Genomic DNA, 26108 nt, shown 5'->3' with positions numbered 1-26108 from the left:
CCCTGAATGACCCTCGAACGCGAAGCCGCCGCCAACACCGCCAAGGTCCTGTCCGAAGCGCTGCCTTACATTCGCCGCTATGTCGGCAAGACGCTGGTGATCAAATACGGCGGCAACGCGATGGAAAGCGAGGAGCTGAAAACCGGCTTCGCCCGCGACATCGTGCTGATGAAAGCCGTCGGCATCAACCCGGTGGTGGTTCACGGCGGCGGCCCGCAAATTGGCGACCTGCTCAAGCGACTGTCGATCGAGAGCCACTTTGTCGATGGCATGCGCGTCACCGACGCCGCGACCATGGACGTGGTGGAAATGGTCCTCGGCGGCCAGGTCAACAAGGACATCGTCAACCTGATCAACCGTCACGGCGGCAGCGCCATCGGCCTGACCGGTAAAGACGCCGAGCTGATTCGCGCGAAGAAGCTCACCGTCACCCGCCAGACCCCGGAGATGACCCAGCCGGAAATCATCGACATCGGCCACGTCGGCGAAGTGGTCGGCATCAACACCGACCTGCTGAACCTGCTGGTCAAAGGCGATTTCATTCCAGTGATCGCGCCAATCGGCGTCGGTGCCAACGGCGAGTCGTACAACATCAACGCCGACCTGGTGGCCGGTAAAGTGGCCGAGGCACTGAAAGCTGAAAAGCTGATGCTGCTGACCAACATTGCCGGTCTGATGGACAAATCCGGCAAGGTTCTGACCGGTCTGAGCACCCAGCAAGTCGATGATCTGATCGCCGATGGCACCATCTACGGCGGCATGCTGCCGAAAATCCGTTGCGCGCTGGAAGCGGTACAGGGCGGCGTGGGCAGCTCGTTGATCATCGACGGTCGAGTGCCAAATGCAATTCTGCTGGAAATCTTCACCGACACCGGTGTGGGTACGCTGATCAGCAATCGCAAGCGTCCCTGATTCAAAACCTTAAAAGATCGCAGCCTTCGGCAGCACCTACGGACTTTCGGATGTACGAAAACCCTGTAGGAGCTGACGAAGCCTGCGATCTTTTTTATGCGCGCCGGAAATGCCTGACCTGATCGAGCGAAACGTCCGACATCACGATGGAAGCAATCTGCATAGGATCTTCTCTGTACCCACAGGAGATTTACCATGCAAAAAGACTATGTCCCTTACGGTAGCGATGTTTCACCTGGCACCTATGCCTGTGTCGATTGCGGTCACGAATACTCGAATCAGGGCAAAACATCGATGCCGCCCTGCCCGCAACTCCGAAAAACCGCACACACCCGTCATGGCTGGAGAATTCTGACTGGCCAGGGCGATGCCGTGGCTGATCCGTACCCGGAGAAAACCAATAAACCCACCGGGATCAAAAAGGCCGAGACATTCAGCAGCACCAGCAAAAAATAAATCTGGGGGGCTGGGCCATACATAAACAAAAGACCCCACTCAACTTGCTGAGCGGGGTCTTTTGCTGTCCGCAATCCCTATGGGAGCGTGGTTACACGCCGAACTGGGCGCGGTAGGCTTCAACCGCAGGCAAATGCTGCTTGAGCTGCGGATCATCAGCCAGGAACTCCAGCACCTGGTTCAGCGAAACAATGCTGATCACCGGGATGCCGAAGTCACGCTCTACTTCCTGGATAGCCGACAACTCACCGTTGCCACGCTCCTGACGGTTCAGGGCAATCAGCACACCGGCGGCTTTGGCGCCGTCCTGGGAGCCGATGATCTGCATCACTTCGCGGATGGCGGTGCCGGCGGTGATCACGTCGTCGATGATCAGCACATCGCCAGTCAATGGCGCGCCGACCAGGCTGCCGCCTTCGCCATGGGCCTTGGCTTCCTTGCGGTTGAAGCACCATGGCAGGTCACGGTCGTGATGTTCGGCCAGCGCCACGGCGGTGGCTGCCGCCAACGGGATGCCTTTGTAGGCCGGGCCGAACAGTACATCGAAGGAAATACCGCTCTCGACGATGGCTGCCGCGTAGAAACGGCCCAGCTGTGCCAGGGCTTTCCCTGAGTTGAACAGGCCGGCATTGAAGAAGTATGGACTGGTGCGCCCGGACTTCAGGGTGAACTCACCGAAGCGCAAAACGCCGCGATCGATGGCAAAACGAATGAAATCGCGTTGATACGCTTGCATGAAAAAAACCCCAAATACCACGGATTTAGCTAATTAGGTAGACGCCGTGTATCATACCCGCACGCGATTTTTGGGGCCACTTATGCGGATCATCAGTGTGAACGTCAATGGTATTCAGGCTGCAGTCGAGCGTGGTTTGCTCAGTTGGCTGCAAGCACAGAATGCCGACGTCATCTGCCTGCAGGACACCCGCGCCTCCGCCTTTGAACTGGACGATCCAGCCTTCCAACTGGATGGCTACTTCCTTTATGCCTGCGAAGCCGAAGTTCCCGCCCAAGGTGGCGTGGCTTTGTACTCGCGGTTGCAACCGAAGGCTGTCATCAGCGGTCTCGGCTTCGAGACGGCCGACCGCTACGGGCGCTACCTGCAAGCCGATTTCGACAAGGTCAGCATCGCGACCTTGCTGCTCCCTTCGGGGCAGAATGGCGATGAAGACTTGAACCAGAAGTTCAAGCTAATGGACGACTTCGCCCGTTATCTGGATAAACAGCGACGCAAACGTCGCGAGTACATTTATTGTGGCTCGCTGTACGTGGCGCAACAGAAGCTGGATATCAAGAACTGGCGCGACAGCCAGCAATCCCCGGGCTTCCTGGCGCCTGAGCGTGCCTGGATGGACGAGATTGTCGGCAACATGGGTTATGTCGACGCCCTGCGGGAAGTCAGCCGCGAAGGCGACCAGTACAGCTGGTGGCCGGACAACGAACAGGCCGAGATGCTCAACCTGGGCTGGCGTTTCGACTACCAGTTGCTGACCCCTGGCCTGCGCCGCTTCGTACGCAGCGCACGCCTGCCACGTCAGCCACGGTTCTCGCAGCACGCACCGTTGATCGTGGACTACGACTGGACGCTGACGATCTAAGCGTCTTTTCGCAGATGCAAAAAAGCCGACATTGCTGTCGGCTTTTTTGTGCGCGCTTGATTCCCGTAGGAGCTGCGTTTACTTGATCAACCGCCAGGTGAAGGGATAGCGGTAAGGCACCCCGTCATTGGCCTTGAGCCCGGCAATGATGCACAGCACCATCGCCCCGATCAGGACCAGCGGCAGCAGCGCAAAACCGATCAACACCAGCATCAGCACGTAACAGATGCCCGAGACCAGGGCCACGGTGATCTGAAAGTTCAGCGCTTCTTTGCCTTGGGCATCGATGAACGGGTCGGTTTCACGCTTCCACTGCCAGAGGATCAGCGGCCCGATCAGGTGACCGAACGGAAACCAGACACCGAGAAACGCCGAGAGGTGACAAAACATCGCCCACTGGCGAGCCTCGGAGCTCGGGGTAGGAAGCAACTGCTGTTCATCACTCATGGCGCTCTCCATTGCCGGACATCAAAACAATCAGTCAGCCAGTGCAGCCTTCTGCAGTTCGAAAATCTCGATCATGCCTTTCTTCGCCAGTGCCAGCATCGCGTTCAGCTCTTCCGGCTGGAACGGTGCGCCTTCGGCAGTGCCCTGGACTTCGATGAAACCACCGGTGCTGGTCATCACTACGTTGAGGTCAGTCTCGGCAGCCGAGTCTTCCAGGTAGTCGAGGTCAAGCACAGGCTCGCCCTGATACATGCCCACCGAAACGGCAGCGATCATTTGCTTGAGCGGGTCGCCACCTTTGAGGCCGCCGCGCTTCTTGATCACTTTCAAGGCATCGACCAGTGCAACCATGGCGCCGGTGATGGACGCGGTGCGGGTGCCGCCGTCAGCCTGGATCACGTCGCAGTCGACGTACAAGGTGACGTCGCCCAGCTTGGACATGTCCAGCGCAGCGCGCAGGGAACGACCGATCAGACGCTGGATTTCCAGAGTGCGGCCGCCTTGCTTGCCGCGGCTCGCCTCACGCTGGTTACGCTCCCCAGTGGCGCGCGGCAGCATGCCGTATTCAGCGGTCAACCAGCCCTGGCCCTGACCCTTGAGGAAACGCGGCACGCCGTTCTCGACGCTGACGGTGCAGATGACCTTGGTATCACCGAACTCGACCAGTACAGATCCCTCGGCGTGTTTGGTGTAGTTGCGGGTAATGCGGATCGAGCGGAGCTGATCGGCAGCGCGACCACTTGGACGTTTCATAGGGATTACCTGTACGGGGGACGGAAAACTGCCGAGCATTATAGAGCCGTGGGCCGCGAGTGGGCACTTCTAAAAAATTCGCCCGACGATTGAAGGCTCTGAATAGAGCGTAGCCGACGGCCTGCAGCTCATTGTCACAGCGTGTGATTGGGCGCATCCGCCCCACTGCGCTACAATCCTGCGCCTTTGCTGCCTGTCGGCTTTAATTCACAGATAGCGGGTCCGCGAACCATGGGTTACGCGCCGACCTGCATTGCGAGGTACCTCCATGGTGCACAGCATGACCGCCTTCGCCCGCGTCGAGAAAGCCGGCGTCCAGGGCACCCTGAGCTGGGAGCTGCGCTCGGTCAACAGCCGCTACCTGGAACCCCATCTGCGCCTGCCGGAATCTTTCCGCGACCTCGAGGGCGCGGTCCGCGAAGCCCTGCGCCAGGGAATTTCCCGGGGCAAGCTCGAATGCACCCTGCGTTTCACCGAAGAAAGCACGGGCAAACCGCTGCAAGTGGACCGCGAGCGCGCCGCGCAATTGGTCGCTGCCGCCGAGACCGTCGCCAGCCTGATCAAGAACCCCGCCGCGCTGAACCCGCTGGAAGTCCTGGCCTGGCCCGGCGTGCTGGTGGCCGACGCCGCCGACCCGCAAGCGCTGAATGCCGAAGCCCTGACGCTGTTCAACCAGGGCCTGAAAGAGCTCAAGGCCGGCCGCGAGCGCGAAGGCGCGGAGCTGGCGCGGTTGATCAACGAGCGCCTGACGTCCATTGAAGAGGATGTGGTGATCCTGCGCGAACTGGTGCCGCAGATGCTCGCCACCCAGCGTCAGAAAGTCCTCGACCGCTTCACCGACATGAAGGCCGACCTCGACCCGCAGCGCCTGGAGCAGGAAATGGTCATGCTCGCGCAAAAGAGCGACGTCGCCGAAGAACTGGATCGCCTGAGCACTCACATCATCGAAGTTCGCCGGGTGCTCAAATCCGGCGGCGCTGCCGGTCGGCGCCTGGACTTCCTGATGCAGGAGCTCAACCGCGAAGCCAACACACTGGGCTCCAAAGCCTTCGACCCGCGCAGCACCCAAGCGGCGGTCAACCTCAAGGTGTTGATCGAGCAGATGCGCGAACAAGTGCAGAATATTGAGTAAGGCAAACCTGACATGACCCACAGCACCGGCACCCTGTACATCATTTCCGCACCTTCGGGCGCGGGCAAGAGCAGCCTGGTCAAAGCCCTGACCGACGCTGATCAGGAGATCCGCGTCTCGGTCTCCCACACCACCCGCGCCATGCGCCCCGGTGAAGTGAACGGTGTGAACTATCACTTCGTCGAACGCAGCGAGTTCGTGAAGATGATCGAGCACGGAGATTTCCTCGAGCGCGCCGAAGTGTTCGGCAATCTCTATGGCACTTCGCAAAGCCACCTGCAGCAGACCCTGGACGAAGGTCACGACCTGATTCTGGAAATTGACTGGCAGGGTGCGGAGCAAGTGCGCAAATTGATGCCCCAGGCCCGTTCGATCTTCATTCTGCCGCCGTCCCTGGACGCCTTGCACCAGCGCCTGACCAATCGCGGCCAGGACAGCGACGAGATCATCGAAGGCCGGATGCGTGAAGCCGTCAGCGAGATGAGCCACTATGTCGACTACGACTACCTGATCATCAACGACGATTTCGCCCACGCGCTGCGCGATTTGCAGGCGATTTTCCGCGCCAATCAGCTGCATCAGAAGCGTCAGCAGCAGCGTCATGGCAAATTATTGGCTGAATTGCTCGGCTAATCAGCTCTTCCCAAAACCGCTGCAAGGGCTTTACATTGGTGCTTATAGCGCGTTGAAGAGCCTGGTCAAAAAATCAGCGCTTCCCTAATCGCTGGTGATTTTTTAAACTGTTGAGTCCGCTCGCCCAACCGGGCAGCGCGCATATTTGCATTCGCTCCGAGGAATACCATGGCCCGCGTAACCGTTGAAGACTGCCTAGAACACGTGGAAAACCGCTTTGAGCTGGTCATGCTCTCTACCAAGCGTGCCCGTCAACTGGCCACCGGTGGCAAAGAGCCCCTGGTTCAGTGGGAAAACGACAAGCCTACAGTTGTAGCGCTGCGTGAAATCGCTGAAGGCCTGATGAGCTACGAGTTCATCGCCAACGCTGAAATCGTCGAAGACGAACCGCTGTTCGCAGCGTTCGAGGACGAGTCCAACGAGGCAGTATAAGGCCATGCCTGGTCGACGTAGCACGGCGCGGGGTCATAGCAAACGGCAGGTGTCATCATGCCGAGCATAGACGCCCTCGCCGATCGCTTATCGACCTACCTCGGCAAGGACCAGGTCAACCTGGTCCGCCGAGCGTACTTCTACGCCGAACAAGCCCACGACGGCCAACGCCGCCGTAGCGGTGAGGCGTACGTCACGCATCCTCTTGCGGTGGCGAATATTCTTGCCGACATGCACATGGACCATCAAAGCTTGATGGCTGCAATGCTGCATGACGTAATCGAAGACACCGGTATTGCCAAGGAAGCGCTGCAAGCGCAGTTCGGCGAAACCGTGGCCGAACTGGTCGATGGGGTCAGCAAACTGACCCAGATGAATTTCGAGACCAAAGCCGAAGCCCAGGCCGAAAACTTCCAGAAAATGGCCATGGCCATGGCGCGCGATATTCGCGTGATCCTGGTCAAGCTGGCCGACCGCCTGCACAACATGCGCACCCTGGAAGTGCTGTCCGGCGAAAAACGCCGGCGGATCGCCAAGGAAACCCTGGAAATCTATGCGCCCATCGCCAACCGGCTGGGCATGCACGCCATCCGCATAGAATTCGAAGACCTCGGCTTCAAGGCCATGCACCCGATGCGTTCCGCGCGGATCAACCAGGCGGTCAAACGCGCCCGGGGCAACCGCAAGGAAATCGTCAATAAGATCGAAGAATCCCTCAGTCACTGCCTGGCTATCGATGGCATCCAGGGCGAGGTCAGCGGTCGTCAGAAACACCTTTACGGCATCTACAAGAAAATGCGCGGCAAGCGTCGGGCCTTCAACGAGATCATGGACGTTTATGCGTTCCGGATCATCGTCGACAAGGTCGACACCTGCTACCGCGTGCTGGGTGCTGTGCATAATTTGTACAAACCGTTGCCGGGGCGCTTCAAGGATTACATCGCGATCCCCAAGGCCAACGGCTACCAGTCGCTGCACACCACGCTGTTCGGCATGCACGGTGTACCGATCGAGATCCAGATCCGCACCCGTGAAATGGAAGAGATGGCCAACAACGGCATCGCCGCCCATTGGCTGTACAAATCCAGCGGCGACGAGCAGCCCAAAGGCACTCACGCCCGCGCCCGCCAGTGGGTCAAAGGCGTGCTGGAGATGCAGCAACGGGCCGGCAACTCGCTGGAATTCATCGAGAGCGTGAAGATCGACCTGTTCCCGGACGAGGTCTACGTGTTCACGCCCAAAGGCCGGATCATGGAGCTGCCCAAAGGCTCCACGGCGGTCGACTTCGCATACGCGGTGCACACCGACGTGGGCAACAGCTGCATTGCCTGCCGGATCAACCGTCGTCTCGCGCCGCTATCCGAACCACTGCAAAGCGGCTCCACGGTCGAGATCGTCAGCGCCCCCGGCGCGCGGCCGAACCCGGCTTGGCTCAACTTCGTGGTCACCGGCAAGGCGCGGACTCACATCCGCCATGCGCTGAAACTGCAACGCCGCTCCGAATCCATCAGCCTCGGCGAACGCCTGCTGAACAAGGTGCTCAACGGCTTCGACAGCTCCCTGGAAAAAATTCCGGCCGAGCGTGTGCAGTTGATGCTCCACGAATACCGCCTCGAACTGATCGAAGACCTGCTCGAAGACATCGGCCTGGGCAATCGCATGGCTTACGTGGTCGCCCGCCGCCTGCTCGGCGAAGGCGAACAGCTGCCGAGCCCTGAAGGTCCGCTGGCGATTCGTGGCACCGAAGGCCTGGTGCTCAGTTACGCCAAGTGCTGCACGCCGATCCCGGGCGACCCGATCGTTGGCCATCTGTCCGCCGGCAAAGGGATGGTGGTGCACCTGGACAACTGCCGCAACATCAGCGAAATCCGCCACAACCCGGAAAAATGCATCCAGCTCTCGTGGGCCAAGGATGTCACCGGCGAATTCAACGTCGAGCTGCGCGTCGAACTGGAACACCAGCGCGGCCTGATCGCCCTGCTGGCCAGCAGCGTCAACGCGGCCGATGGCAATATCGAAAAAATCAGCATGGACGAACGCGACGGTCGTATCAGCGTGGTCCAACTGGTGGTCAGCGTGCACGACCGCGTGCACCTGGCCCGCGTGATCAAGAAACTGCGCGCCCTGACCGGGGTCATCCGCATCACCCGCATGCGCGCGTAGCCCACCCTTCACAAGGAGTCATACATGACCAAGACCGTTATCAACAGCGACAAGGCCCCGGCCGCCATCGGTACTTACTCCCAGGCGATCAAGGCTGGCAACACCGTTTACATGTCGGGTCAGATTCCTCTGGACCCAAAAACCATGGAACTGGTCGAAGGCTTCGAAGCCCAGACCGTCCAGGTGTTCGAGAACCTCAAAGCCGTGGCTGAAGCCGCCGGTGGCTCGTTTAAAGACATCGTCAAACTGAACATCTTCCTCACCGACCTGAGCCACTTCGCCAAGGTCAACGAGATCATGGGCAAGTACTTCGACCAGCCTTACCCAGCCCGCGCCGCCATCGGCGTTGCAGCCCTGCCAAAGGGTTCGCAGGTTGAAATGGATGCCATTCTGGTCATCGAGTAATGTGTCTGGCGCAGCCTTGCGAGGCTGCGCCGACTGATCTTGTACAAAGGGTTCTGAAAGGATTCCACCATGCGCCACGCGCTAGCTCTCTCGCTGGTCGCCCTACTCTTGGGCGGATGTGCCAGCAACCCTGCCGACCGTGATATCAGCGGCACCTGGATCAACCAGGTGGCGATCGATGCCGCATCCAAAGGCGGCCCCCTGCGTGAAGCGCTCCAGGCCTATGGCCCGAATCTGGAATGGAACGTCAACACCAGAGCCGGTCAGGCCCGCTACACCAATGGTTTTGAAAACGTCGAAGGCAAGCTGCTGGGCGAAAAGTCCGGCGCCTGGAATGTCGACTTTTATGGCAGCTCCGCCAGCGAGCTGAAGCGTGATGGCAAGCGACTGAGCCAGGCTGCCAACGACAACGAGCCCGAGCAAGTCTTCGACCGTGCATCGGTCCAGGTTCCGGAAGGAGCGCCGATTGGCGCCAGTTTCGAGCGGGCGCTGTATTCGGCTTACATGGGCGGCAGCTGGAAAATCCTCAGTGGCCCGGGCGAAGGCAGCACCGTCCAGTTCCAGGCAGACGGCCAGGTCGCCGGTCTGCCCGGTGCAGATCGCTATGCCCTGTGCCTGGCGGGCGATTGCGCGTCGATGAGCGGCGGCAACGACAACATCTGGCTGCAGTTGAATGGCCAGGGCAATACCTGGATCTTTGCGCGCAAGGGCAAAGAACTGGAGATTTTCCAGACGGTGAACACTGCACTGGCGGACGAGATGCCTTCGTTCACACCGGGTGATCGCAAGTGGTTGCTCGAAAAGCAGTAAGCCGGCCCTGAGGCCAACGCAGAACCCATGTGGGAGCGGGCTTGCTCGCGAAAGCGGTGTAACAATCAACGATGATGTTGAATGTTATGGCCCCTTCGCGAGCAAGCCTGCTCCCACATTTGGTTTGAGGTGACTGGAAGTCAGCAGCGGCCTTCGAGGATCGCGGCATAACCTTCGCGGAAACTCGGATAGCGCGGTGTCCAGCCCAACGCCTTCGCCCGGGAATTACTGCAGCGCTTGCTGCCGGCACGACGCACACTGGCATCATCGGCCCATTCGGTCACGCCCAGATACTCACGCAACCAGCCCACCACCTCTGCCATTGGCGCAGGCGCATCATCGACACCTATATAAGCATCATCCAGCGCCACTCCACGCCGATCCGCCTCAAGCAGGAACGCCAGCAACCCCGCCGCGTCGTCGACGTGAATGCGATTGGCGTACAGCGGGGGATCGATCGCCACGCGATAACCGCGACGAACCTGAGTCAGCAGCCACTCTCGACCCGGACCATAAATGCCAGTCAGGCGAACGATGCTGGCCGGAATGCCGCTATCACGCGCCACTTGCTCGGCCTCCAGCATCAAACGCCCCGAATAACCGCCCGCCACCGTCGGCGAGGTTTCATCGACCCACTCACCGTCCTGCTGACCGTAAACACTGCTGCTGGAGACAAACAGAATGCGATTTGGCTGCTGGCCATGTTGTTTCAACCACCCCAGCACATGCTGCAAGCCTTCGACATAGGCGGCGCGATAGCCCGCCTCGTCGTGGTCGGTGGCAGCGGCGCTGTACACCAGATAGTCCAGTGGCGTGGTCGGCCAGTCAGCCGGGCATTGCGCGCTGAACAGGTCACCCGCAACGCCAACCACTCCGGCTGGCAAGCGCGACACATTGCGGCGCAGACCATAAACCTGCCAGTGCCCTGCCAGCAATTGCGTAGCCAGACGGCTGCCGACATCACCGCAGCCGGCGATCAAAACAGAAGGCGCGGACATCAGAAGACTCCCTCAAGAAAGGTACAGACTAGCGCCCGAAATGGATGAGCAGCTAGCAATGGAAGAAAAAAAGAGACGCTATTACTTTTGTTAACAAGAATTAATTGCAATAATGCCAGCCACTTTTGTTCTCGGCCTTACGAGGCCTGGAAGAACACTTACCATCTTTTCCTCTCAGGTCCGGCCAGCATGACACGCAATCAACTCTCCGCTTCGCCAACCAAACGACCTCGCGCCTGGAGCGCGGTAGCCGCCCTGCTGCTCAGCCTGATGCTGGCGCCAACCGCCGCATTCGCTACTGAAACTTCTGTTCCCGCAGCCACCAACGTGCCAGCTGCTCATGCCACGCCTGACGTACCGAGAAACCCCGACGGCAGTGTCGATACTTCATCACTGCCGCCAGAAGTGCAAAAGGCTTTGGCTGAATTCGGTGAACAGACAAAGCTGATGGAAAAGCAGCTGGAAGAAGGTAACTCCCTGGGCATGGCCCACGACCTGTCGCCATGGGGCATGTACCAGAACGCCGATATTATCGTGAAGATCGTGATGATCGGCCTGGCCATCGCCTCGATCATCACCTGGACCATCTGGATCGCCAAGGGCTTCGAGCTGATGGGCGCCAAGCGTCGTCTGCGCGCTGAAATCGTTCATCTGAAAAAAGCCGCCACCCTTAAGGAAGCCAGCACGACGGCGGCCAAGGAAGGCACCCTGGCCAACCTGCTGGTCCATGACGCGCTGGAAGAAATGCGCCTGTCGGCCAACAGCCGCGAGAAAGAAGGCATCAAGGAACGCGTGAGCTTCCGCCTCGAGCGCCTGGTGGCCGCCTGCGGTCGCAACATGAGCAGCGGCACCGGCGTACTCGCCACCATCGGTTCCACCGCGCCGTTCGTCGGCCTGTTCGGCACCGTGTGGGGCATCATGAACAGCTTCATCGGCATTGCCAAAACCCAGACCACCAACCTCGCCGTCGTGGCCCCCGGCATCGCCGAAGCCCTGCTGGCGACCGCGCTGGGTCTGGTTGCAGCGATTCCTGCGGTGGTCATCTACAACGTCTTCGCCCGCTCCATTGCCGGTTACAAGGCACAAGTGTCCGACGCCTCAGCGGAAGTCCTGCTGCTGGTCAGCCGTGACCTCGACCACCTGCCGCCCGAGCGCGTCTCGCAACCGCACATGGTGAAAGTGGGGTAATCGGCCATGGGCCTGCATTTGAAAGAAGGCGCAGACGACGATCTGGCCGAGAACCACGAAATCAACGTCACGCCGTTCATCGACGTGATGCTGGTGCTGTTGATCATCTTCATGGTGGCGGCGCCGCTGGCCACCGTGGACATCAAGGTCGACCTGCCCGCCTCCACCGCCAAACCGGCGCCGCGACCAGAGAAACCGGTGTTCCTCAGCGTCAAAGCTGACCAGCGCCTGTTCCTCGGCGAAGACGAAGTGAAGACCGAAGCCCTCGGCGCCACGCTCGACGCCAAGACCCAGGGCAAGAAAGACACGACGATCTTCTTCCAGGCCGATAAAGGCGTGGACTACGGCGACCTGATGAGCGTGATGGACGCCCTGCGCGCCGCCGGCTATCTGAAGGTCGGCCTGGTCGGACTCGAGACGGCAGCCAAAAAATGATCAACACGCGCCAAAAGCTGACGCGTTACAGCGGTAGCCTGGCCGTGGTGCTGGGCGTCCATGCGCTGGCCATTGCACTGGCGCTGAACTGGACGTCACGCCCGCCGATCGAGCTGCCGCCGCAGGCGATGATGGTCGAACTCGCGCCGATGCCGGCCCCGCCACCGCCCGCACCGCCGAAGGTGATCACGCCGCCACAGCCACCGGCGCCGGTGGAAGAACTGCCGATTCCAAAACTCGCTGAAGCGCCGAAGGCCGAGATTGCCGTGCCCAAGCCGGTCAAACCCAAGCCGAAGCCGCAACCGCCCAAGCCTGTGGAGAAAAAGCCGGAGCCACCGAAGGAAAAGCCTTCCGAGGAGAAGCCTAGCGACACGCAGCCAACCCAGGCGCCGACGGAGAAATCCGCTCAGCCGGCTCCCGGTCCATCACCGGCACAGCAAGCGGCTAAAGCTAACTGGCAAGGAACCCTGCTCGCGCACTTGGCCAAGTACAAAGAGTACCCGGCCAGTGCACGGATGCGAGGCAAGGAAGGTTTGAATCGCCTGCGCTTCGTGGTAGATGCCGAAGGTAACGTGTTGTCATTCGAACTGGTGGACCGCTCGGGCACTGCCGACCTGGACCGGGCCACCCTGCAAATGATCCGCCGCGCCCAACCGCTGCCTAAGCCACCGGCCGACATGCTGAACAACGGCACCATCGAAATCACTGCACCGTTTGTTTACTCGCTGGAAAAACGCCGACGCTGAAACACCGCCGTTCCCATAGGTTCTTCGGCAGCTACAAAACCTATGAAAAGGCACCGAAAGGTGCCTTTTTGCATATCTGGAAACGGCAAACCTGCATTGCCCAGTGTCACTTAGCACACTCAGTCTGATAACGTGCGTCTATCGATTGCAGCCGGTATGCTTGGCCCGCAACTTCATGGACGCTTGCTATGACTCTCACAGAATTACGCTACATCGTTACCCTCGCCCAAGAGCAGCACTTCGGCCACGCGGCCGAGCGTTGCCACGTCAGCCAGCCAACCCTGTCGGTGGGCGTGAAAAAGCTTGAAGACGAACTCGGTGTGCTGATTTTCGAGCGCAGCAAGAGCGCCGTGCGCCTGACCCCGGTCGGTGAAGGCATTGTCGCCCAGGCGCAGAAAGTCCTGGAACAGGCCCAAGGCATCCGCGAACTGGCCCAGGCCGGCAAGAACCAGCTGACTGCACCGCTGAAAGTCGGCGCGATCTACACCGTCGGCCCGTACCTGTTCCCGCACCTGATTCCGCAACTGCACCGGGTCGCCCCGCAGATGCCGTTGTACATCGAAGAAAACTTCACCCACGTGCTGCGCGACAAACTGCGCAACGGCGAGCTCGACGCGATCATCATCGCCCTGCCGTTCAACGAAGCCGACGTGCTGACCTTGCAGCTCTACGACGAGCCGTTCTACGTCTTGATGCCGGCCCAGCACCCGTGGACGCAAAAAGAATCCATCGACGCCGCCCTGCTCAACGACAAGAGCCTTCTGCTGCTCGGCGAAGGCCACTGCTTCCGCGATCAAGTGCTGGAAGCCTGCCCGACCCTGGCCAAAGGCAACGACGGCGCCAAGCACACCACCGTGGAATCCAGCTCGCTGGAAACCATCCGCCACATGGTCGCCTCTGGCCTGGGCATTTCGATCCTGCCGCTGTCGGCGGTGGACAGCCACCACTACGCCCCGGGCGTGATCGAAGTGCGCCCACTGAGCGCGCCCGTGCCGTTCCGCACCGTGGCCATCGCCTGGCGCGCGAGCTTCCCACGGCCCAAGGCGATTGAAATCCTCGCCGACTCCATTCGCCTGTGCTCGGTGGCCAAGCCGCCAGCGCCGGTGGTGGCCGGTTAAGTCGCTGTCATGACCGAGTTGTCGCAAGTGTCGGTGACGGCACTCAAGGGTGTCGGCGAAGCCATGGCCGAGAAACTGGCCAAGGTCGGTCTGGAGAATCTCCAGGACGTGCTGTTCCACCTGCCGTTGCGCTATCAGGACCGCACTCGCGTGGTCCCGATCGGCCATTTGCGACCCGGGCAAGACGCGGTGATCGAAGGCACCGTCAGCGGTGCCGACGTGGTCATGGGGCGGCGCCGTAGCCTGGTTGTCCGTCTGCAGGACGGCACCGGCGGGCTCAGCCTGCGCTTCTACCATTTCAGCAACGCCCAGAAAGAAGGCCTGAAACGCGGCACGCGCATTCGCTGCTATGGCGAAGCGCGGCCCGGTGCGTCGGGGCTGGAGATCTACCACCCGGAATACCGCGCCATCACCGGCGACGAGCCGCCGCCGGTGGATGAAACCCTGACCCCGGTCTACCCGCTCACCGAAGGCCTGACCCAACAGCGTTTGCGCCAGTTGTGCATGCAAACCCTGACCCTGCTCGGCCCTAGCAGCCTGCCCGACTGGCTGCCGACCGAACTGGCCCGGGACTATCAACTGGCGCCGCTGGCTGATGCGATCCGCTACCTGCATCACCCGCCCGCCGATGCCGATGTCGACGAACTCGCCCTCGGTCATCACTGGGCCCAGCATCGTCTGGCCTTCGAAGAGCTGCTGACCCATCAACTGTCCCAGCAACGCCTGCGCGAAAGCATGCGTGCCCTGCGCGCGCCGGCCATGCCCAAAGCCACGAAGCTGCCAGCACAGTATCTGGCCAATCTCGGCTTCACCCCGACCGGCGCCCAGCAACGGGTCGGCAACGAAATCGCTTACGACCTCAGTCAACACGAACCGATGCTGCGGCTGATTCAGGGCGACGTAGGCGCGGGCAAAACCGTGGTCGCCGCCCTCGCCGCGCTGCAAGCGCTGGAAGCGGGTTATCAGGTCGCACTGATGGCGCCCACCGAAATTCTCGCCGAGCAGCACTTCATCACCTTCAAGCGCTGGCTTGAACCGCTGGGCATCGAAGTTGCGTGGCTGGCCGGCAAGCTCAAGGGCAAAAACCGCGTGGCCGCGCTGGAGCAGATCGCGGGCGGCGCACCGATGGTGGTCGGCACCCACGCGTTGTTCCAGGACGAAGTGCAGTTCAAGAACCTGGCGCTGGCGATCATCGACGAACAGCACCGCTTCGGCGTGCAGCAGCGCCTGGCTCTGCGGCAGAAAGGCGTCGGCGGGCGGATGTGTCCACACCAGTTGATCATGACCGCCACACCAATCCCCCGGACGCTGGCCATGAGCGCCTACGCCGACCTCGACACCTCGATCCTCGACGAATTGCCCCCCGGCCGCACCCCGGTGAACACGGTGCTGGTCACCGACACCCGGCGCGTCGAAGTGATCGAACGGGTGCGCGGCGCTTGTGCCGAAGGGCGTCAGGCTTACTGGGTATGCACGCTGATCGAAGAATCGGAAGAGCTGACCTGCCAGGCCGCCGAAACCACCCATGAAGACCTCACCGCCGCCCTCGGCGAGTTGAAAGTCGGCTTGATCCACGGCCGCATGAAGCCCGCCGAGAAAGCCGCGGTGATGGCCGAGTTCAAGGCCGGCAACCTGCAACTGCTGGTCGCCACCACGGTGATCGAAGTCGGCGTGGACGTGCCCAACGCCAGCCTGATGATCATCGAAAACCCCGAACGCCTCGGCCTCGCGCAGCTGCACCAGTTGCGTGGCCGCGTCGGCCGGGGCAGCGCCGTCAGCCATTGCGTGCTGCTCTACCATCCGCCGTTGTCGCAGATCGGCCGTCAGCGGCTGGGCATCATGCGTGAAACCAACGATGGTTTTGTCATCGCCGAAAAAGACCTCGAACTGCGCGGCCCCGGCGAAATGCTTGGCACACGCCAGACCGGCCTGCTGCAATTCAAGGTCGCGGACCTGATGCGCGACGCCGACTTACTGCCCGCCGTGCGCGACGCCGCCCAGGCCTTGCTCGAACGCTGGCCGGATCACGTCAGCCCGCTGCTCGACCGCTGGCTACGCCATGGGCAGCAATACGGCCAAGTGTGAGCACTGTCGCAGTTTCTGGACCCTGGCTTTAAACAAGCTGGTTATACTCCTGCAATTGTTTGAAAACGGATACAGACCATGACAGAAGCTGCCCTCGCCCCCGAAACCCCGCACGCTCCGTCTGTTATTCGGCTGCTGCTCGGCAAGCTGGGCATCGCCTACCAGGAAGTCCTCGACCATCACGGCCTGAACGCCGCACGCAAAGTGCAGGCAGTTTTGCTGGACGATGCCGTCGGCGCGCTCATGGTGCTGTTTCCGCAAAGTCAATTGCTCGACCTCAACCGCCTCGCCGAACTCACCGGCCGCCGGTTGACCGCCGTATCCACCGAACGCCTGGTAAAAATGCTCGGCAAACACAGCCTGAGCCTGCTGCCCGGCCTGCCGGCGCTCACCAGCTCGCCGTGCCTGTACGAAGAAAGCCTGCTGCGCGAACCGAAGTTGCTGATCAACTCGGGCGAGCCAGGCGTGCTGCTGGAAATCACCAGCGAAGATTTCAAAACCATGCTGACCAAGGCCAGCGCCGGCAACTTCGGCGAAGCCGTGCACAGCATCCGCCCGAACCTCGACCGCCCCGACGATGACCGCGAGGAAATCACCCAGGCCGTGCAAGCGTTCACCGCGCGGCGCATTCAGCAACGCCTGGAAGCGACCATCGAAATTCCGCCACTGGCCGAAACCGCGCAAAAAATAATCAAACTGCGGGTCGACCCCAACGCCACCATCGACGACATCACTGGCGTGGTCGAAACCGACCCGGCCCTGGCCGCGCAAGTCGTCAGCTGGGCGGCGTCGCCGTACTACGCCTCGCCGGGCAAGATTCGTTCAGTGGAAGACGCCATCGTCCGCGTGCTGGGTTTCGACCTGGTGATCAACCTGGCGCTGGGCCTGGCCCTGGGCAAAACCCTGAGCCTGCCCAAAGACCACCCGCAACACACCACGCCGTACTGGCAGCAATCGATCTACACCGCCGCCGTCATCGAAGGCCTGACCCGCGCCATGCCCCGCGCCCAGCGCCCGGAAGCCGGCCTGACCTACCTCGCCGGCCTGCTGCACAACTTCGGCTACCTGCTGCTGGCCCACGTCTTCCCGCCGCACTTCTCGCTGATCTGCCGCCACCTGGAGGTCAACCCGCACCTGTGCCACAGCTACGTGGAACAACACCTGCTGGGCATCAGCCGCGAACAGATCGGCTCATGGCTGATGCGCTACTGGGACATGCCCGAAGAACTGGCCACCGCCCTGCGCTTCCAGCACGACCCGAGCTATGACGGTGACTATGCCGAATACCCGAATCTTGTGTGCCTGGCGGTGCGTTTGCTGCGTGGTCGCGGGATTGGTTCGGGGCCGGATGAAGACATTCCAGATGCCCTGCTGGAGCGCGTAGGCCTGACTCGCGACAAAGCCAACGATGTGGTCAGCAAAGTGCTTGAAGCTGAAGTGCTGCTGCGCGAACTGGCTTCGCAATTTAGCCAGGCCTAAAAGCATCGTCGGATCGCCGCCCGGACCAAGCCACGCAGGATTCAGGTAATCCTTGTGGGAGCGGGCTTGCCCGCGATGAGCCAGCGAAGACAGGAAGTGAGCCCGCTGCTATGATTTGACTGCAAATAGAGGGCTTTCCGATGACCCAAACAGCTGCTGTCAGTGTTGCAAGCCAAGTCCGCAAGCTTGCTAAAGAAAACAAGGTCACTGCTGGACGTGACGGCATGAGTCGTATGGCCGTGTGCATTACCCGTTTGGCTGGCGATGTCGTCGAGTTGGATGGCATCGAACAGTTGCTCGTCAACCTCAAGAGAAAAGGCGTTCTGAGCAAGTCTGAGATCCTGGCGCTCCAAGGGCGCTATCTTCAGGAAAGGCGCGCACAGAAACGTAGCGCATGACTTTTGATCCGTTCGGCGACTTCGAAACTGCTGGATATCTTCAAAACTCGCTGCAACTGAAAGATCCCACCGAAGTAAAAGAGTCAGAGCATCTTTCGTTCGAATTGAGTATCGAAGATGCGCTTGCCTATTTGGCTAAGAAGAAGCCAATCGATTACAAGACAGTACTCAAAGTTCACGAAATCCTGTTCTCAGGCTTCTATCACTGGGCAGGAAAAGACCGGAACGAGCTTGTCCCTCACCTGGCAGTCTTCAAGGGCTCCCTCGACGATCCCCGCAGCACCGTCTTCGAGCGCCCGGACTCCATCAAAATGTCTGTCGACTATGCGCTGAAGCTAGCAGCTGACAAGAAACGCTTCAGAGACCATCCCGGCGGGGTGATGGGCCAGCTGGCTTTCGCACACCCCTTCCTGGACGGCAATGGGCGCACGATTCTATTAGTCTTCATGGAACTCTGTTATCGGGCCGGGTTCGCCATCGACTGGTCAAGGACAAGCAAAGACGACTATCTGCGGGCACTCAGCGGCGAGATCCGAGAGCCTCGCGAAAGGCATCTCGATAACTACCTCAACCCGTTCGTAGTCGAGATATCCAGTCGTGACGAATGGCCAGAGACCATCAGTGGCATCAGAGGCCTGGATGGCCTGGACAAGGAAGACATCACATACGAAAACCTGGACAACCCGCAAGTCCAGCAGATCTACAAGACATACCGGGGCCAGCCACTGGACGCCGGGCCTCCTGAGCCGGAAGGCTGAAGAAGCCGGCTTGTCCTGGCGAACTACCTGAAAGACCTATGCCTTCGGCTTGGCCTTCTTCGGCTTCAAATACTTGGTCAACCCCTGAAACCAGATCACCAGCGCCGGGTTGCCCTTGATCTGAATCGACTTATCCTGAATCCCCGTCATAAACGCCAACTGCTTGTTCTTCGCCTGCATCGTGGCAAAGCCATACGCCGCGTCCTTGAACGCAATCGCAAACGCCGGCTCCGCATACACCCCAGCCTTGCTGGTAATGCGCTGATCCTTCACCACGAAATGCCGCGCCACTTTCCCGTCCAGGGTCTGTAGCTGAAACACCAACGCCTTGTCACCCAACTGCTGCTGAAACGCAGGATTTGTCCGACTGGCCTTACCCATCAACAAACCCATCATCCACAGAAGAAAACGAAATTTCATGCGCACAGCCTCAAAAGAAAAATGAACGGCCGGCGCAGTGTAGCCGCTCCAAGCCAGAACGCCACCATCGGGTTGCGTTAGAAGAAGATGAACCGCTTTTCCCGCATGATGACCGCCAAGTCACGCTTTGCCCTTCATTCTGAGGGATCCGACCTACACCTAAAGAAACACATTCCTGTAGGAGCTGCCGAAGGCTGCGATCTTTTGATCTTGATGCCCTCAAACCTCTCGGACATTTCCTTCAAAACGCCGGGCTGTCCGTGAACTAGGCACCCTTGGCCTTCACCGATAACCTCTGTTCGTCACCGCAAAATCGGTGACACGGACGTGCAAGTCCGATCTGGAACACAATCGTTAATGGCAATTGGTCGAGCATTTTCTTATGCTCGCGGATCGTTATGGCGACTGTGTATGGGAGACCTTCGGGTCTGCCGGATGCTCCGGACCGGTCTTGCACACCTATGCACAGTTGCCACCTCTTTCGAAGTGCGAGCGAAACGGTGTCAACTCCTATAACCGGAAGATACCTATGTTCAAGCCAACACCGAATCCCCCAGAAAACCCAGCCACATCCCCCTACGAATCCTTCGATTCCAGAAAACTCCACGAAGCCGCCGAACGCGCCCTCGACCACCATTTCGCCCCACCACCCAACGAAAAACCCAAGCGCAAAGGCAAACTCTTCACCGTCTCCCCTGACATCGACACCGAAGCCCTTCTGGCCAACGCCTCCGAAGACCTGAAGTCCATCAGCGCCATCGCCGCCGATCTGGCCGACGACATCGACGGCACTCGAAGATCAGTAGCCCTGGCGCTCAGCAGAATGGCCGATGGGGTGCAGTTGTTGGTGGAGCGAGCGCTGGATCATATTGATTCGCCGAATTCGGCGGAGCATCGGGCGAAGGTGTAGCGGAACCGCGAATAGAAAAGGGGACGCTGCGTCCCCTTTTCAGCATATCAACGGCCACTCTCCGTCAATTAATCCTTCCGAGATCGTACCAAGCTATAAACCAAAACGGATCGTGTTTGGAAATCCGCCATATCCAACTTCCCCTAGATCTCTAATATCACAGACTTTACTTGTGTGAGATCTCACCGTAATGGTTACAGTTTTGTCTTCAGCATTATGTTTGAATTCGATAATAGCTTTTCCTTCTGAAAAACCATCAGTAATCACTAGCTCTGACACCCCATCAGGATAAAGCTTATCTTTATCCCCAGTAAGAGCATAGTAACCGCCCCATGTTCCGAAATTATCTGAATCTCGACTTTCAACCTTGACCAGTTCTCCAGAGATTAATTGATAAAATGGACCCGCAACATTAAGGCTTACATTAGTCAAAAGCGAAAACATCTCGGTGTCGGGTATCGTTTTTGATTTTGATATTGTAGCAATAGTGCCCCCTGTTGAGCACCATCCATCTTCCGGCACAATGAATACGTTATTTTCCAATTCTACCGCGGCATTAATCTTATTAGCATCCTGCGTTGGAGCTTCAGCACTCAAGACTACCCCCCCGACAACATCGTCGTATAGAACCAGTGATGCTGCAACGCCTCCGCTCTCTAGCGATCTGTAGGTGATCTGGTTGCCGTCCTTAATTAATTCGAACAGGTATTCTTTTGAGTCGGACGCCATTAACAGTTGCTGAGACAGTCGGTTATACCCACGCCATTTCCCATAGTTATTCATCTTCCTACTGGTTGAATACCTGCCACCAATGGAGTTCTTCCCGATGTATTCGACAAGGTTAAATGTAGGATCCTCCCCTGGGCGCACACTCTTGGCGTAAAGCGGCGGCGCCAAGAAAAGATCTTTTCCAGAATACCAATTATCGATAAGAAAGCTTACTTGAGCTGAAGTGGTTACATCTGCGTACCTTTTCATATTAATTCCCTTTTATAATCCAATAGAGTAGCTATGCCATGATGACACTCTAAAACCATGAATCTTCGGGTTCGTAGTATCTACTGTCAGAAATAACAGTTCCGACGAATGGTATAGAGGAACCCCTAGAACGATGTGTAGCGAGATGCTTTACCGCCCCTTTTTACGCGAACCCTCAACTCAAAAACTCTACTAAACCGCCGAATTCGTCCTCAACTACCATTTCTCTCCTCCGCGCAGCGATAAACCCAAACCTCGCAAAGGCAAACTCTTCACCGTCTCCCCCGACATCGACACCGAAGCCCTCCTGGCCCTGAAGTCCATCAGCGTCATCGCTGCCGACCTAGCCGACGACATCGAAGGCACCCGCCGCTCAGTCGCCCTGGCACTCAGCCGAATGGCCGATGGGGTGCAGTTGTTGGTGGAGCGAGCGCTGGATCATATTGATTCGCCAAACCCGGCGGAACATCGGGCCAAGACGTAGCTAATCCGCGAGCGAAACCTGTGGGAAGGGCACACCGCCGCTTCCACAGGGATTTCAATTAACTGACTGACATTGGACAGTGGGTCGCCCAGAGCCGCAGCGGTTGCAACCAAGACGATGTAGCGCCCATAGCGTCACGCAGTTGGGCGGCAGTAATCGTGCGATCTGCCGCATCGAACGCCAGCGCTGTTCGCAGGGCTAACCAGCAGTGTTTGGGTAGATTTCGGGGTGCGTGAAGTTCGCGGTCGAGGTGCCCGTCGCGGGCTTCGGTCGACGGCAAGCGGCGGAACGGGTGTTTGCCGCCCGCCAGTTCGTAGAGCACACAGGCCACGCCGTACACGTCCGCGCTGGCCGACAGCGGCTGGCCTTCGAGCAGTTCGGGGGCGGCGTAGCCAGGGGTCCAGGCGTTGAAGCGGCTGCGACTCAGGTGCGGCAGGCCGTGCAAGATGCCCTCTTGCGCCTGGCCGAGGCCGAAGTCGAACAGGCGCAGGCCTTCTTCGCTGAGCATGACGTTGCTCGGCTTCATGTCACCGTGCAGCACGCCGCGAGCGTGGGCGTAGGCCAGCGCGTCGAGCAGCGGCAGCGCGATGTCGCGCAGCTCGAACCACGGCAGACCCAGGGGCCGCTCGCAGAGTAATTTGTCCAGGGGAAAAACGGGGACAGACCACGTTTTTCAGATCATTATTGAAACGTGGTCTGTCCCCATCTCATTTTTGAGCGCAACAAATAAATCCACCCCCTTTACTCAGAAGAGATTAAGGATTGTCATATTCAACTTTCTGCGCAAACCGACTCTCATCAACTAGATCCCTCTCCTTAACACCATATTTGTTAAGCAAGTCCTCATAAGATCCGGAAGTATCAAATAATTTATATGAGTTACTAAAAACATGATAAATCAGCTTCCCCTCCTTTGAGTAATAACCGTGCCACTCAGGGCAAGAGCCGCATCCACCAAAACCACCTATAGACACCACGCTTTCTTTGCTGCCTTTAATACAAGCCATAGAAACTACAACATTTGATAAAGACTTAACCTTTCTTCCGGAGTCTGTAAGCTGAGAGACCTTATCAATTTTACGACGATCTTCTTTGCCACTTATATTAATAACTTGATCAGTACATACAGGCAGCCCCCATGCGGCTGGGATATCTCTACCGTATCTTTCTGGCAACTCGACACCAACTCAACTTTAATTCCTTCACAATCCATGACATCTTTTTTTACATACGACTCAGCACCTGAAGAAGACACAGCAATGCCTGACGATAAAAACGACAGAAAAAAAAACAGCAGTTCTATTCTTGAACATCTGCAAATACTCCTACTCTATAAGAGGGAAAAAACCGGAAAAACCGGGACAGACCACGCTTTCAGATCATTATTGAAACGTGGTCTGTCCCCATTTCACTTGCGGATCGTTATGGCGGCTGTGCGTCGGAGACCTTCGGGTCTGCCGGGCACCTGGACCGGTCTTGCACACCAACGCACAGCTGCCACCTCTTTCGAAGTGCAAAGCGAAACGGTGTCAGCCTCTTAACTCCAGGAAGTTAACATCTATGATCAAGCCAACACCGAATCCCCCCGAAAACCCAGCCACATCCCCCTACGAATCCTTCGACTCCAGAAAACTCCACGAAGCCGCCGAACGCGCCCTCGACCACCATTTCGCCCCACCACCCAACGAAAAACCCAAGCGCATCGGGCGAAGGCGTAGTGAAACTCGGATAAAAAAGGGACGTTACGAAGGGGACTTAAAGTCCCCTTCTTCAGCGTTTATACCTGCACGGTGAAATTTACAGACAGTGACTGGCCTTTATGTCTGAGCCTTGCGAAACCAAACGCTTCACGCCGTCGCTCCCCCCCGGGCTACCTTTATCAGCTGACAACTGATAACAGGCCAACGCCCGGGACATATCCTTTGTTCCCAACTGGCCATTCTCAAAAGAAGACCCCAGGTAATTCATCGCATCTGTGGAGCCCATGGAAACTGCGCGAATAACCTCCCTTTCTGCCTGCTCGGGGTGCAGGCAAGGGCCGCTATAGTCGGTGGAATTACCGTTACAAAAATAAGTGGCATAACCCAGCGCGCCGTTCGGTGTCGTCGATGCCGCTTTGAACAATGCCTCAAGCTTGCTGGTTTCCAATTGAGGCGCCATCTGCGAAAGACTCAATCTTGCCGCCGACAGACTCGCCTGTGGATCGCCCGACTCCGCAGCACAGACATAGTTTTCCAGGGACGCTTCAATCAACTCCCCAGTCAGACGGTATCGCTCAAGAAACCCTAACCCACCCAAGCCCTCAGCACGTTGATAACAAAGGTTCTCCGCGCGGCTCATTCCGGGTCTACCGGGTGCGACAAGCTCCTTCTCGCTGATCGACCAATCCTCAATCCCCACCAGCGACCAGCACGACTTTTTAGCAAAGTTAAAAATCTTGATGTTGCTGTTACCGGCCCGTTTATCCACAACGTTCATGTGAGTGTCATCGACTGTCTCGATCTCAACCCCTTCAGTCTTGCCCACCATCGCTGCCATCAACGGAAACGTCAAACTGGAGCCAGTCTCCGCAGTAATTTTCGGTTCAAATTGACCAGGGTCCGAGGTGCGCTTCAATACCAATATTTTTACCGCCAGTGCGGTTAGGCGCTTCTGGGACTCAGCACTGGCGGAGAATGCCGGCAGAAACTGAGCAAAGCTCTGGGAAAGACACGAGACGTCTGACCCTCGCCCAACAGTTGAACCACTGACGATGTCGGGCGCAATACTGTCCAGAAAGACTGTGCGCTCGCGGCTCATTCTTGCGATGCAATTGTTCACCGTTGCCACATAAGCGGACGTGCCAGGCTTAATCTCAAACGCTTCGAGCGGACAGTTCGCATCGCGCAATTTTATCCACACGCGCTGTGCTTCTTTGACCTTCGCCGTGTACGCCGCCCCCGTGTCGGGTTCGGCTCGATACTGCGCTTCGAGTCGAGCCATAAGCTGGTGATAACTCGTATTCAACTGCGAATCGGCAGCGCTCTTCGCGACATCAGAACACCTGTCAATTTGCTCGCTTATGGTGATCTCGCTGCAATCATCCTGCGCAAACGCAGTGGGCAAACCTAGCAGACCGCTAAATACTGCACCAATAAGGAGCCTTATAAACTGATTCATCCCAATCATCCTTGTAATTTTTAACAGTTCCCTTCGTAAGGGGTTATCGCGTATTAAGGTGCTTCTTTACGTATGCCTTTATTGAGGCCGCATCTTTATAAGCAAACGTTTGTGGCACACCCTCACTAAAGCCATCGATCCCGCTCAAATACCTATTGGCCTGAATCAATTGATTAGAGATCAACCTATCATTGCTACTTCGTGCATAAGCATAGACCTGATACAGAGTACCGTAGGTACCAATGCCTCTACTGTTAATTTCCCAAGAAACCAAAACAAAGACATTCTTTACATCCTGAACCGGATAAAAAAATATCGACTCGACCTTAGGTGACGAACCTGCAACATCATATTTATCAACTAACTGTCTAGCCGATACTCCATCGCTGTTTTTCACGTCGAGGACTAAAGACACGGGATACTCTGCATCTCCCGTTTCCAAAACCGATAATTCCGCATTTTCGACAGCAGTTGTTTTATAGGGTCCATCTACTACCACCCCCCGCAGATAGAGGCTATCGTCCTGAGCCACGGAGACCCTACAGAGCATAAATACCAATAATAAAAAACAAAATTTACGCATCGTAACAACCTATTTAAACAAACAATGGCAACCAAATACTCGGCCTTTAAGTGGACAGCAAAAAGGGGACCGATTTATTAATCGCCAACTAAACCTACCTCATAACTAAATCAGTCCTCTTTCGCTACCTTTCGCTAAGCGCAGCATATAAAACCAGCTGTAAAACACACCACGCTTACCTAATCATTTTTCCTTAGGGGCGTTATAGTTATCTGGAAAAGTATTATCTAAATACTCTGAACGCTCGAGACTCATTTTGGTGACGCAAACATTTACCGTCACCTCATAAGCCGGCATTTTCTCATCATACTCAAAAGCTTCTATAGCGCAATTAGTATCTCGCAACTTCAGCCAAGCCAATTGTGAAGCTTTTAACTTAACCAAAAATTTCGCTCCTTGGTCAGGAGCTATTTGATATTGAGACTTCACTCTCGCGATAAGTTGCTTGTAACTAACATTCAATCTAGAGTCAGCAGAATCATGTACCTGCTTAACACATAAATTAAACTCCAAAGTTGACGTAACTGCACCACAACTTTTTTCACCTGAAAAAGAAAAGATCGGAAAAACTAAGCAAACAAACAAGATAAACGATTTCATTGTCACTAAACCGATACTTTCAAATAAA

28 protein-coding genes and 3 pseudogenes are annotated in these 26108 nt (G+C 57.8%); 20 read left to right on the top strand and 11 right to left on the bottom strand.

Features of this window, described 5'->3' with window-relative positions; translation table 11 throughout:
- Positions 1 to 6 precede the first annotated feature (6 nt).
- Together argB and AC1D2Q_RS04400 are read left to right on the top strand one after the other, a co-directional pair.
- Positions 7 to 912 (top strand): acetylglutamate kinase, encoded by a 906-nt coding sequence (gene argB, locus AC1D2Q_RS04405; protein WP_018927486.1) that lies wholly within the window; start codon positions 7 to 9, stop codon positions 910 to 912.
- A 195-nt stretch (positions 913 to 1107) separates the two neighbouring features.
- Positions 1108 to 1368, top strand: a complete 261-nt coding sequence (locus AC1D2Q_RS04400) for a zinc ribbon-containing protein (protein WP_019580466.1) — start codon at positions 1108 to 1110, stop codon at positions 1366 to 1368.
- A gap of 91 nt (positions 1369 to 1459) precedes the next feature.
- Here AC1D2Q_RS04400 and pyrE read toward each other — a convergent pair whose 3' ends face one another.
- The gene (gene pyrE / locus AC1D2Q_RS04395) at positions 1460 to 2104 is read right to left on the bottom strand and encodes an orotate phosphoribosyltransferase (RefSeq protein ID WP_477812368.1); all 645 of its coding nucleotides are present in this window, start codon (positions 2102 to 2104) and stop codon (positions 1460 to 1462) included.
- Between the two features lie 82 nt (positions 2105 to 2186).
- Between pyrE and AC1D2Q_RS04390 the strand changes: the two genes are divergently transcribed.
- Positions 2187 to 2966: an exodeoxyribonuclease III gene (locus AC1D2Q_RS04390; RefSeq protein WP_007934608.1), complete on the top strand. Its 780-nt coding sequence runs from the start codon at positions 2187 to 2189 to the stop codon at positions 2964 to 2966.
- 78 nt (positions 2967 to 3044) lie between these two features.
- On the opposite strand, the gene AC1D2Q_RS04385 is transcribed toward AC1D2Q_RS04390, so the two are convergent.
- Both AC1D2Q_RS04385 and rph read right to left on the bottom strand, forming a co-directional pair.
- On the bottom strand, positions 3045 to 3413 hold the full coding sequence (locus AC1D2Q_RS04385) for a DUF4870 domain-containing protein (RefSeq protein ID WP_477812367.1): 369 nt from the start codon (positions 3411 to 3413) through the stop codon (positions 3045 to 3047).
- 30 nt (positions 3414 to 3443) lie between these two features.
- Entirely contained in the window at positions 3444 to 4166 is a 723-nt protein-coding gene (rph, locus tag AC1D2Q_RS04380; protein WP_007934600.1) for a ribonuclease PH, read from the bottom strand.
- 268 nt (positions 4167 to 4434) lie between these two features.
- Here rph and AC1D2Q_RS04375 point away from each other — a divergent pair, with 268 nt between their 5' ends.
- From AC1D2Q_RS04375 to AC1D2Q_RS04350, 6 genes are all read left to right on the top strand, one after another.
- The gene (locus tag AC1D2Q_RS04375) at positions 4435 to 5298 is read left to right on the top strand and encodes a YicC/YloC family endoribonuclease (RefSeq protein ID WP_019580465.1); all 864 of its coding nucleotides are present in this window, start codon (positions 4435 to 4437) and stop codon (positions 5296 to 5298) included.
- Between the two features lie 12 nt (positions 5299 to 5310).
- On the top strand, positions 5311 to 5931 hold the full coding sequence (gmk, locus tag AC1D2Q_RS04370; RefSeq protein WP_477812366.1) for a guanylate kinase: 621 nt from the start codon (positions 5311 to 5313) through the stop codon (positions 5929 to 5931).
- A 168-nt stretch (positions 5932 to 6099) separates the two neighbouring features.
- Positions 6100 to 6363: a DNA-directed RNA polymerase subunit omega gene (gene rpoZ / locus AC1D2Q_RS04365; protein WP_003177259.1), complete on the top strand. Its 264-nt coding sequence runs from the start codon at positions 6100 to 6102 to the stop codon at positions 6361 to 6363.
- A gap of 57 nt (positions 6364 to 6420) precedes the next feature.
- Positions 6421 to 8526, top strand: coding sequence for a bifunctional GTP diphosphokinase/guanosine-3',5'-bis pyrophosphate 3'-pyrophosphohydrolase (spoT, locus tag AC1D2Q_RS04360; protein WP_007894658.1), 2106 nt, complete (start codon positions 6421 to 6423; stop codon positions 8524 to 8526).
- Positions 8527 to 8550: 24 nt separating this feature from the next.
- Positions 8551 to 8931: a RidA family protein gene (locus tag AC1D2Q_RS04355; protein ID WP_003177257.1), complete on the top strand. Its 381-nt coding sequence runs from the start codon at positions 8551 to 8553 to the stop codon at positions 8929 to 8931.
- A gap of 69 nt (positions 8932 to 9000) precedes the next feature.
- A complete protein-coding gene (locus tag AC1D2Q_RS04350) occupies positions 9001 to 9741 on the top strand; it encodes a hypothetical protein (RefSeq protein ID WP_428631302.1) in 741 nt (246 codons plus the stop codon).
- 140 nt (positions 9742 to 9881) lie between these two features.
- Here the strand turns inward: AC1D2Q_RS04350 and AC1D2Q_RS04345 are convergent, their stop codons facing one another.
- On the bottom strand, positions 9882 to 10739 hold the full coding sequence (locus tag AC1D2Q_RS04345; protein ID WP_477812365.1) for an SDR family oxidoreductase: 858 nt from the start codon (positions 10737 to 10739) through the stop codon (positions 9882 to 9884).
- A gap of 189 nt (positions 10740 to 10928) precedes the next feature.
- On the opposite strand from AC1D2Q_RS04345, the gene exbB reads away from it, so the two are divergent.
- From exbB to AC1D2Q_RS04305, 8 genes are all read left to right on the top strand, one after another.
- Entirely contained in the window at positions 10929 to 11927 is a 999-nt protein-coding gene (gene exbB, locus AC1D2Q_RS04340; RefSeq protein ID WP_477812364.1) for a tonB-system energizer ExbB, read from the top strand.
- A 6-nt stretch (positions 11928 to 11933) separates the two neighbouring features.
- A complete protein-coding gene (gene exbD, locus AC1D2Q_RS04335; RefSeq protein ID WP_007934588.1) occupies positions 11934 to 12362 on the top strand; it encodes a TonB system transport protein ExbD in 429 nt (142 codons plus the stop codon).
- Positions 12359 to 13108 (top strand): energy transducer TonB family protein, encoded by a 750-nt coding sequence (locus AC1D2Q_RS04330; protein ID WP_019580460.1) that lies wholly within the window; start codon positions 12359 to 12361, stop codon positions 13106 to 13108. The genes exbD and AC1D2Q_RS04330 overlap by 4 nt, the downstream gene beginning before the upstream one ends.
- A gap of 188 nt (positions 13109 to 13296) precedes the next feature.
- Complete coding sequence (locus tag AC1D2Q_RS04325) at positions 13297 to 14226, top strand: hydrogen peroxide-inducible genes activator (protein ID WP_008007618.1); 930 nt, start codon at positions 13297 to 13299, stop codon at positions 14224 to 14226.
- Positions 14227 to 14235: 9 nt separating this feature from the next.
- The gene (gene recG, locus AC1D2Q_RS04320) at positions 14236 to 16311 is read left to right on the top strand and encodes an ATP-dependent DNA helicase RecG (RefSeq protein WP_019650087.1); all 2076 of its coding nucleotides are present in this window, start codon (positions 14236 to 14238) and stop codon (positions 16309 to 16311) included.
- A 78-nt stretch (positions 16312 to 16389) separates the two neighbouring features.
- On the top strand, positions 16390 to 17790 hold the full coding sequence (locus AC1D2Q_RS04315; protein ID WP_477812363.1) for an aminoacyl-tRNA deacylase and HDOD domain-containing protein: 1401 nt from the start codon (positions 16390 to 16392) through the stop codon (positions 17788 to 17790).
- Positions 17791 to 17930: 140 nt separating this feature from the next.
- Complete coding sequence (locus tag AC1D2Q_RS04310) at positions 17931 to 18188, top strand: hypothetical protein (RefSeq protein ID WP_477812362.1); 258 nt, start codon at positions 17931 to 17933, stop codon at positions 18186 to 18188.
- A complete protein-coding gene (locus AC1D2Q_RS04305) occupies positions 18185 to 18946 on the top strand; it encodes a Fic/DOC family protein (protein WP_477812361.1) in 762 nt (253 codons plus the stop codon). Before AC1D2Q_RS04310 ends, AC1D2Q_RS04305 begins: the two co-directional genes overlap by 4 nt.
- Positions 18947 to 18982: 36 nt before the next feature.
- Here AC1D2Q_RS04305 and AC1D2Q_RS04300 read toward each other — a convergent pair whose 3' ends face one another.
- On the bottom strand, positions 18983 to 19366 hold the full coding sequence (locus AC1D2Q_RS04300) for a helicase (RefSeq protein WP_477812360.1): 384 nt from the start codon (positions 19364 to 19366) through the stop codon (positions 18983 to 18985).
- 529 nt (positions 19367 to 19895) lie between these two features.
- Here AC1D2Q_RS04300 and AC1D2Q_RS04295 point away from each other — a divergent pair.
- On the top strand, positions 19896 to 20276 hold the full coding sequence (locus AC1D2Q_RS04295; protein WP_477812359.1) for a DUF6124 family protein: 381 nt from the start codon (positions 19896 to 19898) through the stop codon (positions 20274 to 20276).
- A 93-nt stretch (positions 20277 to 20369) separates the two neighbouring features.
- Here the strand turns inward: AC1D2Q_RS04295 and AC1D2Q_RS04290 are convergent, their stop codons facing one another.
- On the bottom strand, positions 20370 to 21254 hold the full coding sequence (locus AC1D2Q_RS04290) for a hypothetical protein (protein ID WP_477812358.1): 885 nt from the start codon (positions 21252 to 21254) through the stop codon (positions 20370 to 20372).
- Between the two features lie 199 nt (positions 21255 to 21453).
- Between AC1D2Q_RS04290 and AC1D2Q_RS04285 the strand changes: the two are divergent.
- Positions 21454 to 21738 (top strand): annotated as a pseudogene (locus AC1D2Q_RS04285) (DUF6124 family protein); the annotation flags it as partial.
- A gap of 58 nt (positions 21739 to 21796) precedes the next feature.
- On the opposite strand, the pseudogene AC1D2Q_RS04280 reads toward AC1D2Q_RS04285, so the two are convergent.
- Positions 21797 to 22384: pseudogene (locus tag AC1D2Q_RS04280) on the bottom strand (serine/threonine-protein kinase); the annotation flags it as partial.
- A 109-nt stretch (positions 22385 to 22493) separates the two neighbouring features.
- Positions 22494 to 22913: a hypothetical protein gene (locus AC1D2Q_RS04275; RefSeq protein ID WP_477812357.1), complete on the bottom strand. Its 420-nt coding sequence runs from the start codon at positions 22911 to 22913 to the stop codon at positions 22494 to 22496.
- 385 nt (positions 22914 to 23298) lie between these two features.
- Here AC1D2Q_RS04275 and AC1D2Q_RS04270 point away from each other — a divergent pair.
- A pseudogene (locus tag AC1D2Q_RS04270) lies at positions 23299 to 23448 on the top strand (DUF6124 family protein); the annotation flags it as partial.
- 87 nt (positions 23449 to 23535) lie between these two features.
- Here AC1D2Q_RS04270 and AC1D2Q_RS04265 read toward each other — a convergent pair.
- The 3 genes from AC1D2Q_RS04265 to AC1D2Q_RS04255 all read right to left on the bottom strand — a co-directional run bounded on the left by AC1D2Q_RS04265 (position 23536) and on the right by AC1D2Q_RS04255 (position 26080).
- Positions 23536 to 24897 (bottom strand): lysozyme inhibitor LprI family protein, encoded by a 1362-nt coding sequence (locus tag AC1D2Q_RS04265; protein ID WP_477812356.1) that lies wholly within the window; start codon positions 24895 to 24897, stop codon positions 23536 to 23538.
- 43 nt (positions 24898 to 24940) lie between these two features.
- Complete coding sequence (locus AC1D2Q_RS04260; protein ID WP_477812355.1) at positions 24941 to 25429, bottom strand: hypothetical protein; 489 nt, start codon at positions 25427 to 25429, stop codon at positions 24941 to 24943.
- Positions 25430 to 25663: 234 nt separating this feature from the next.
- Positions 25664 to 26080 (bottom strand): lysozyme inhibitor LprI family protein, encoded by a 417-nt coding sequence (locus AC1D2Q_RS04255; protein WP_086945186.1) that lies wholly within the window; start codon positions 26078 to 26080, stop codon positions 25664 to 25666.
- Between the last annotated feature and the right edge of the window lie 28 nt (positions 26081 to 26108).

The sequence above is a fragment of the Pseudomonas sp. P1_A1 genome, assembly GCF_056406935.1.
The sequence above is the reverse complement of the archived record's forward strand: the minus strand, read 5'-3'. Positions and strand labels throughout refer to the sequence as shown.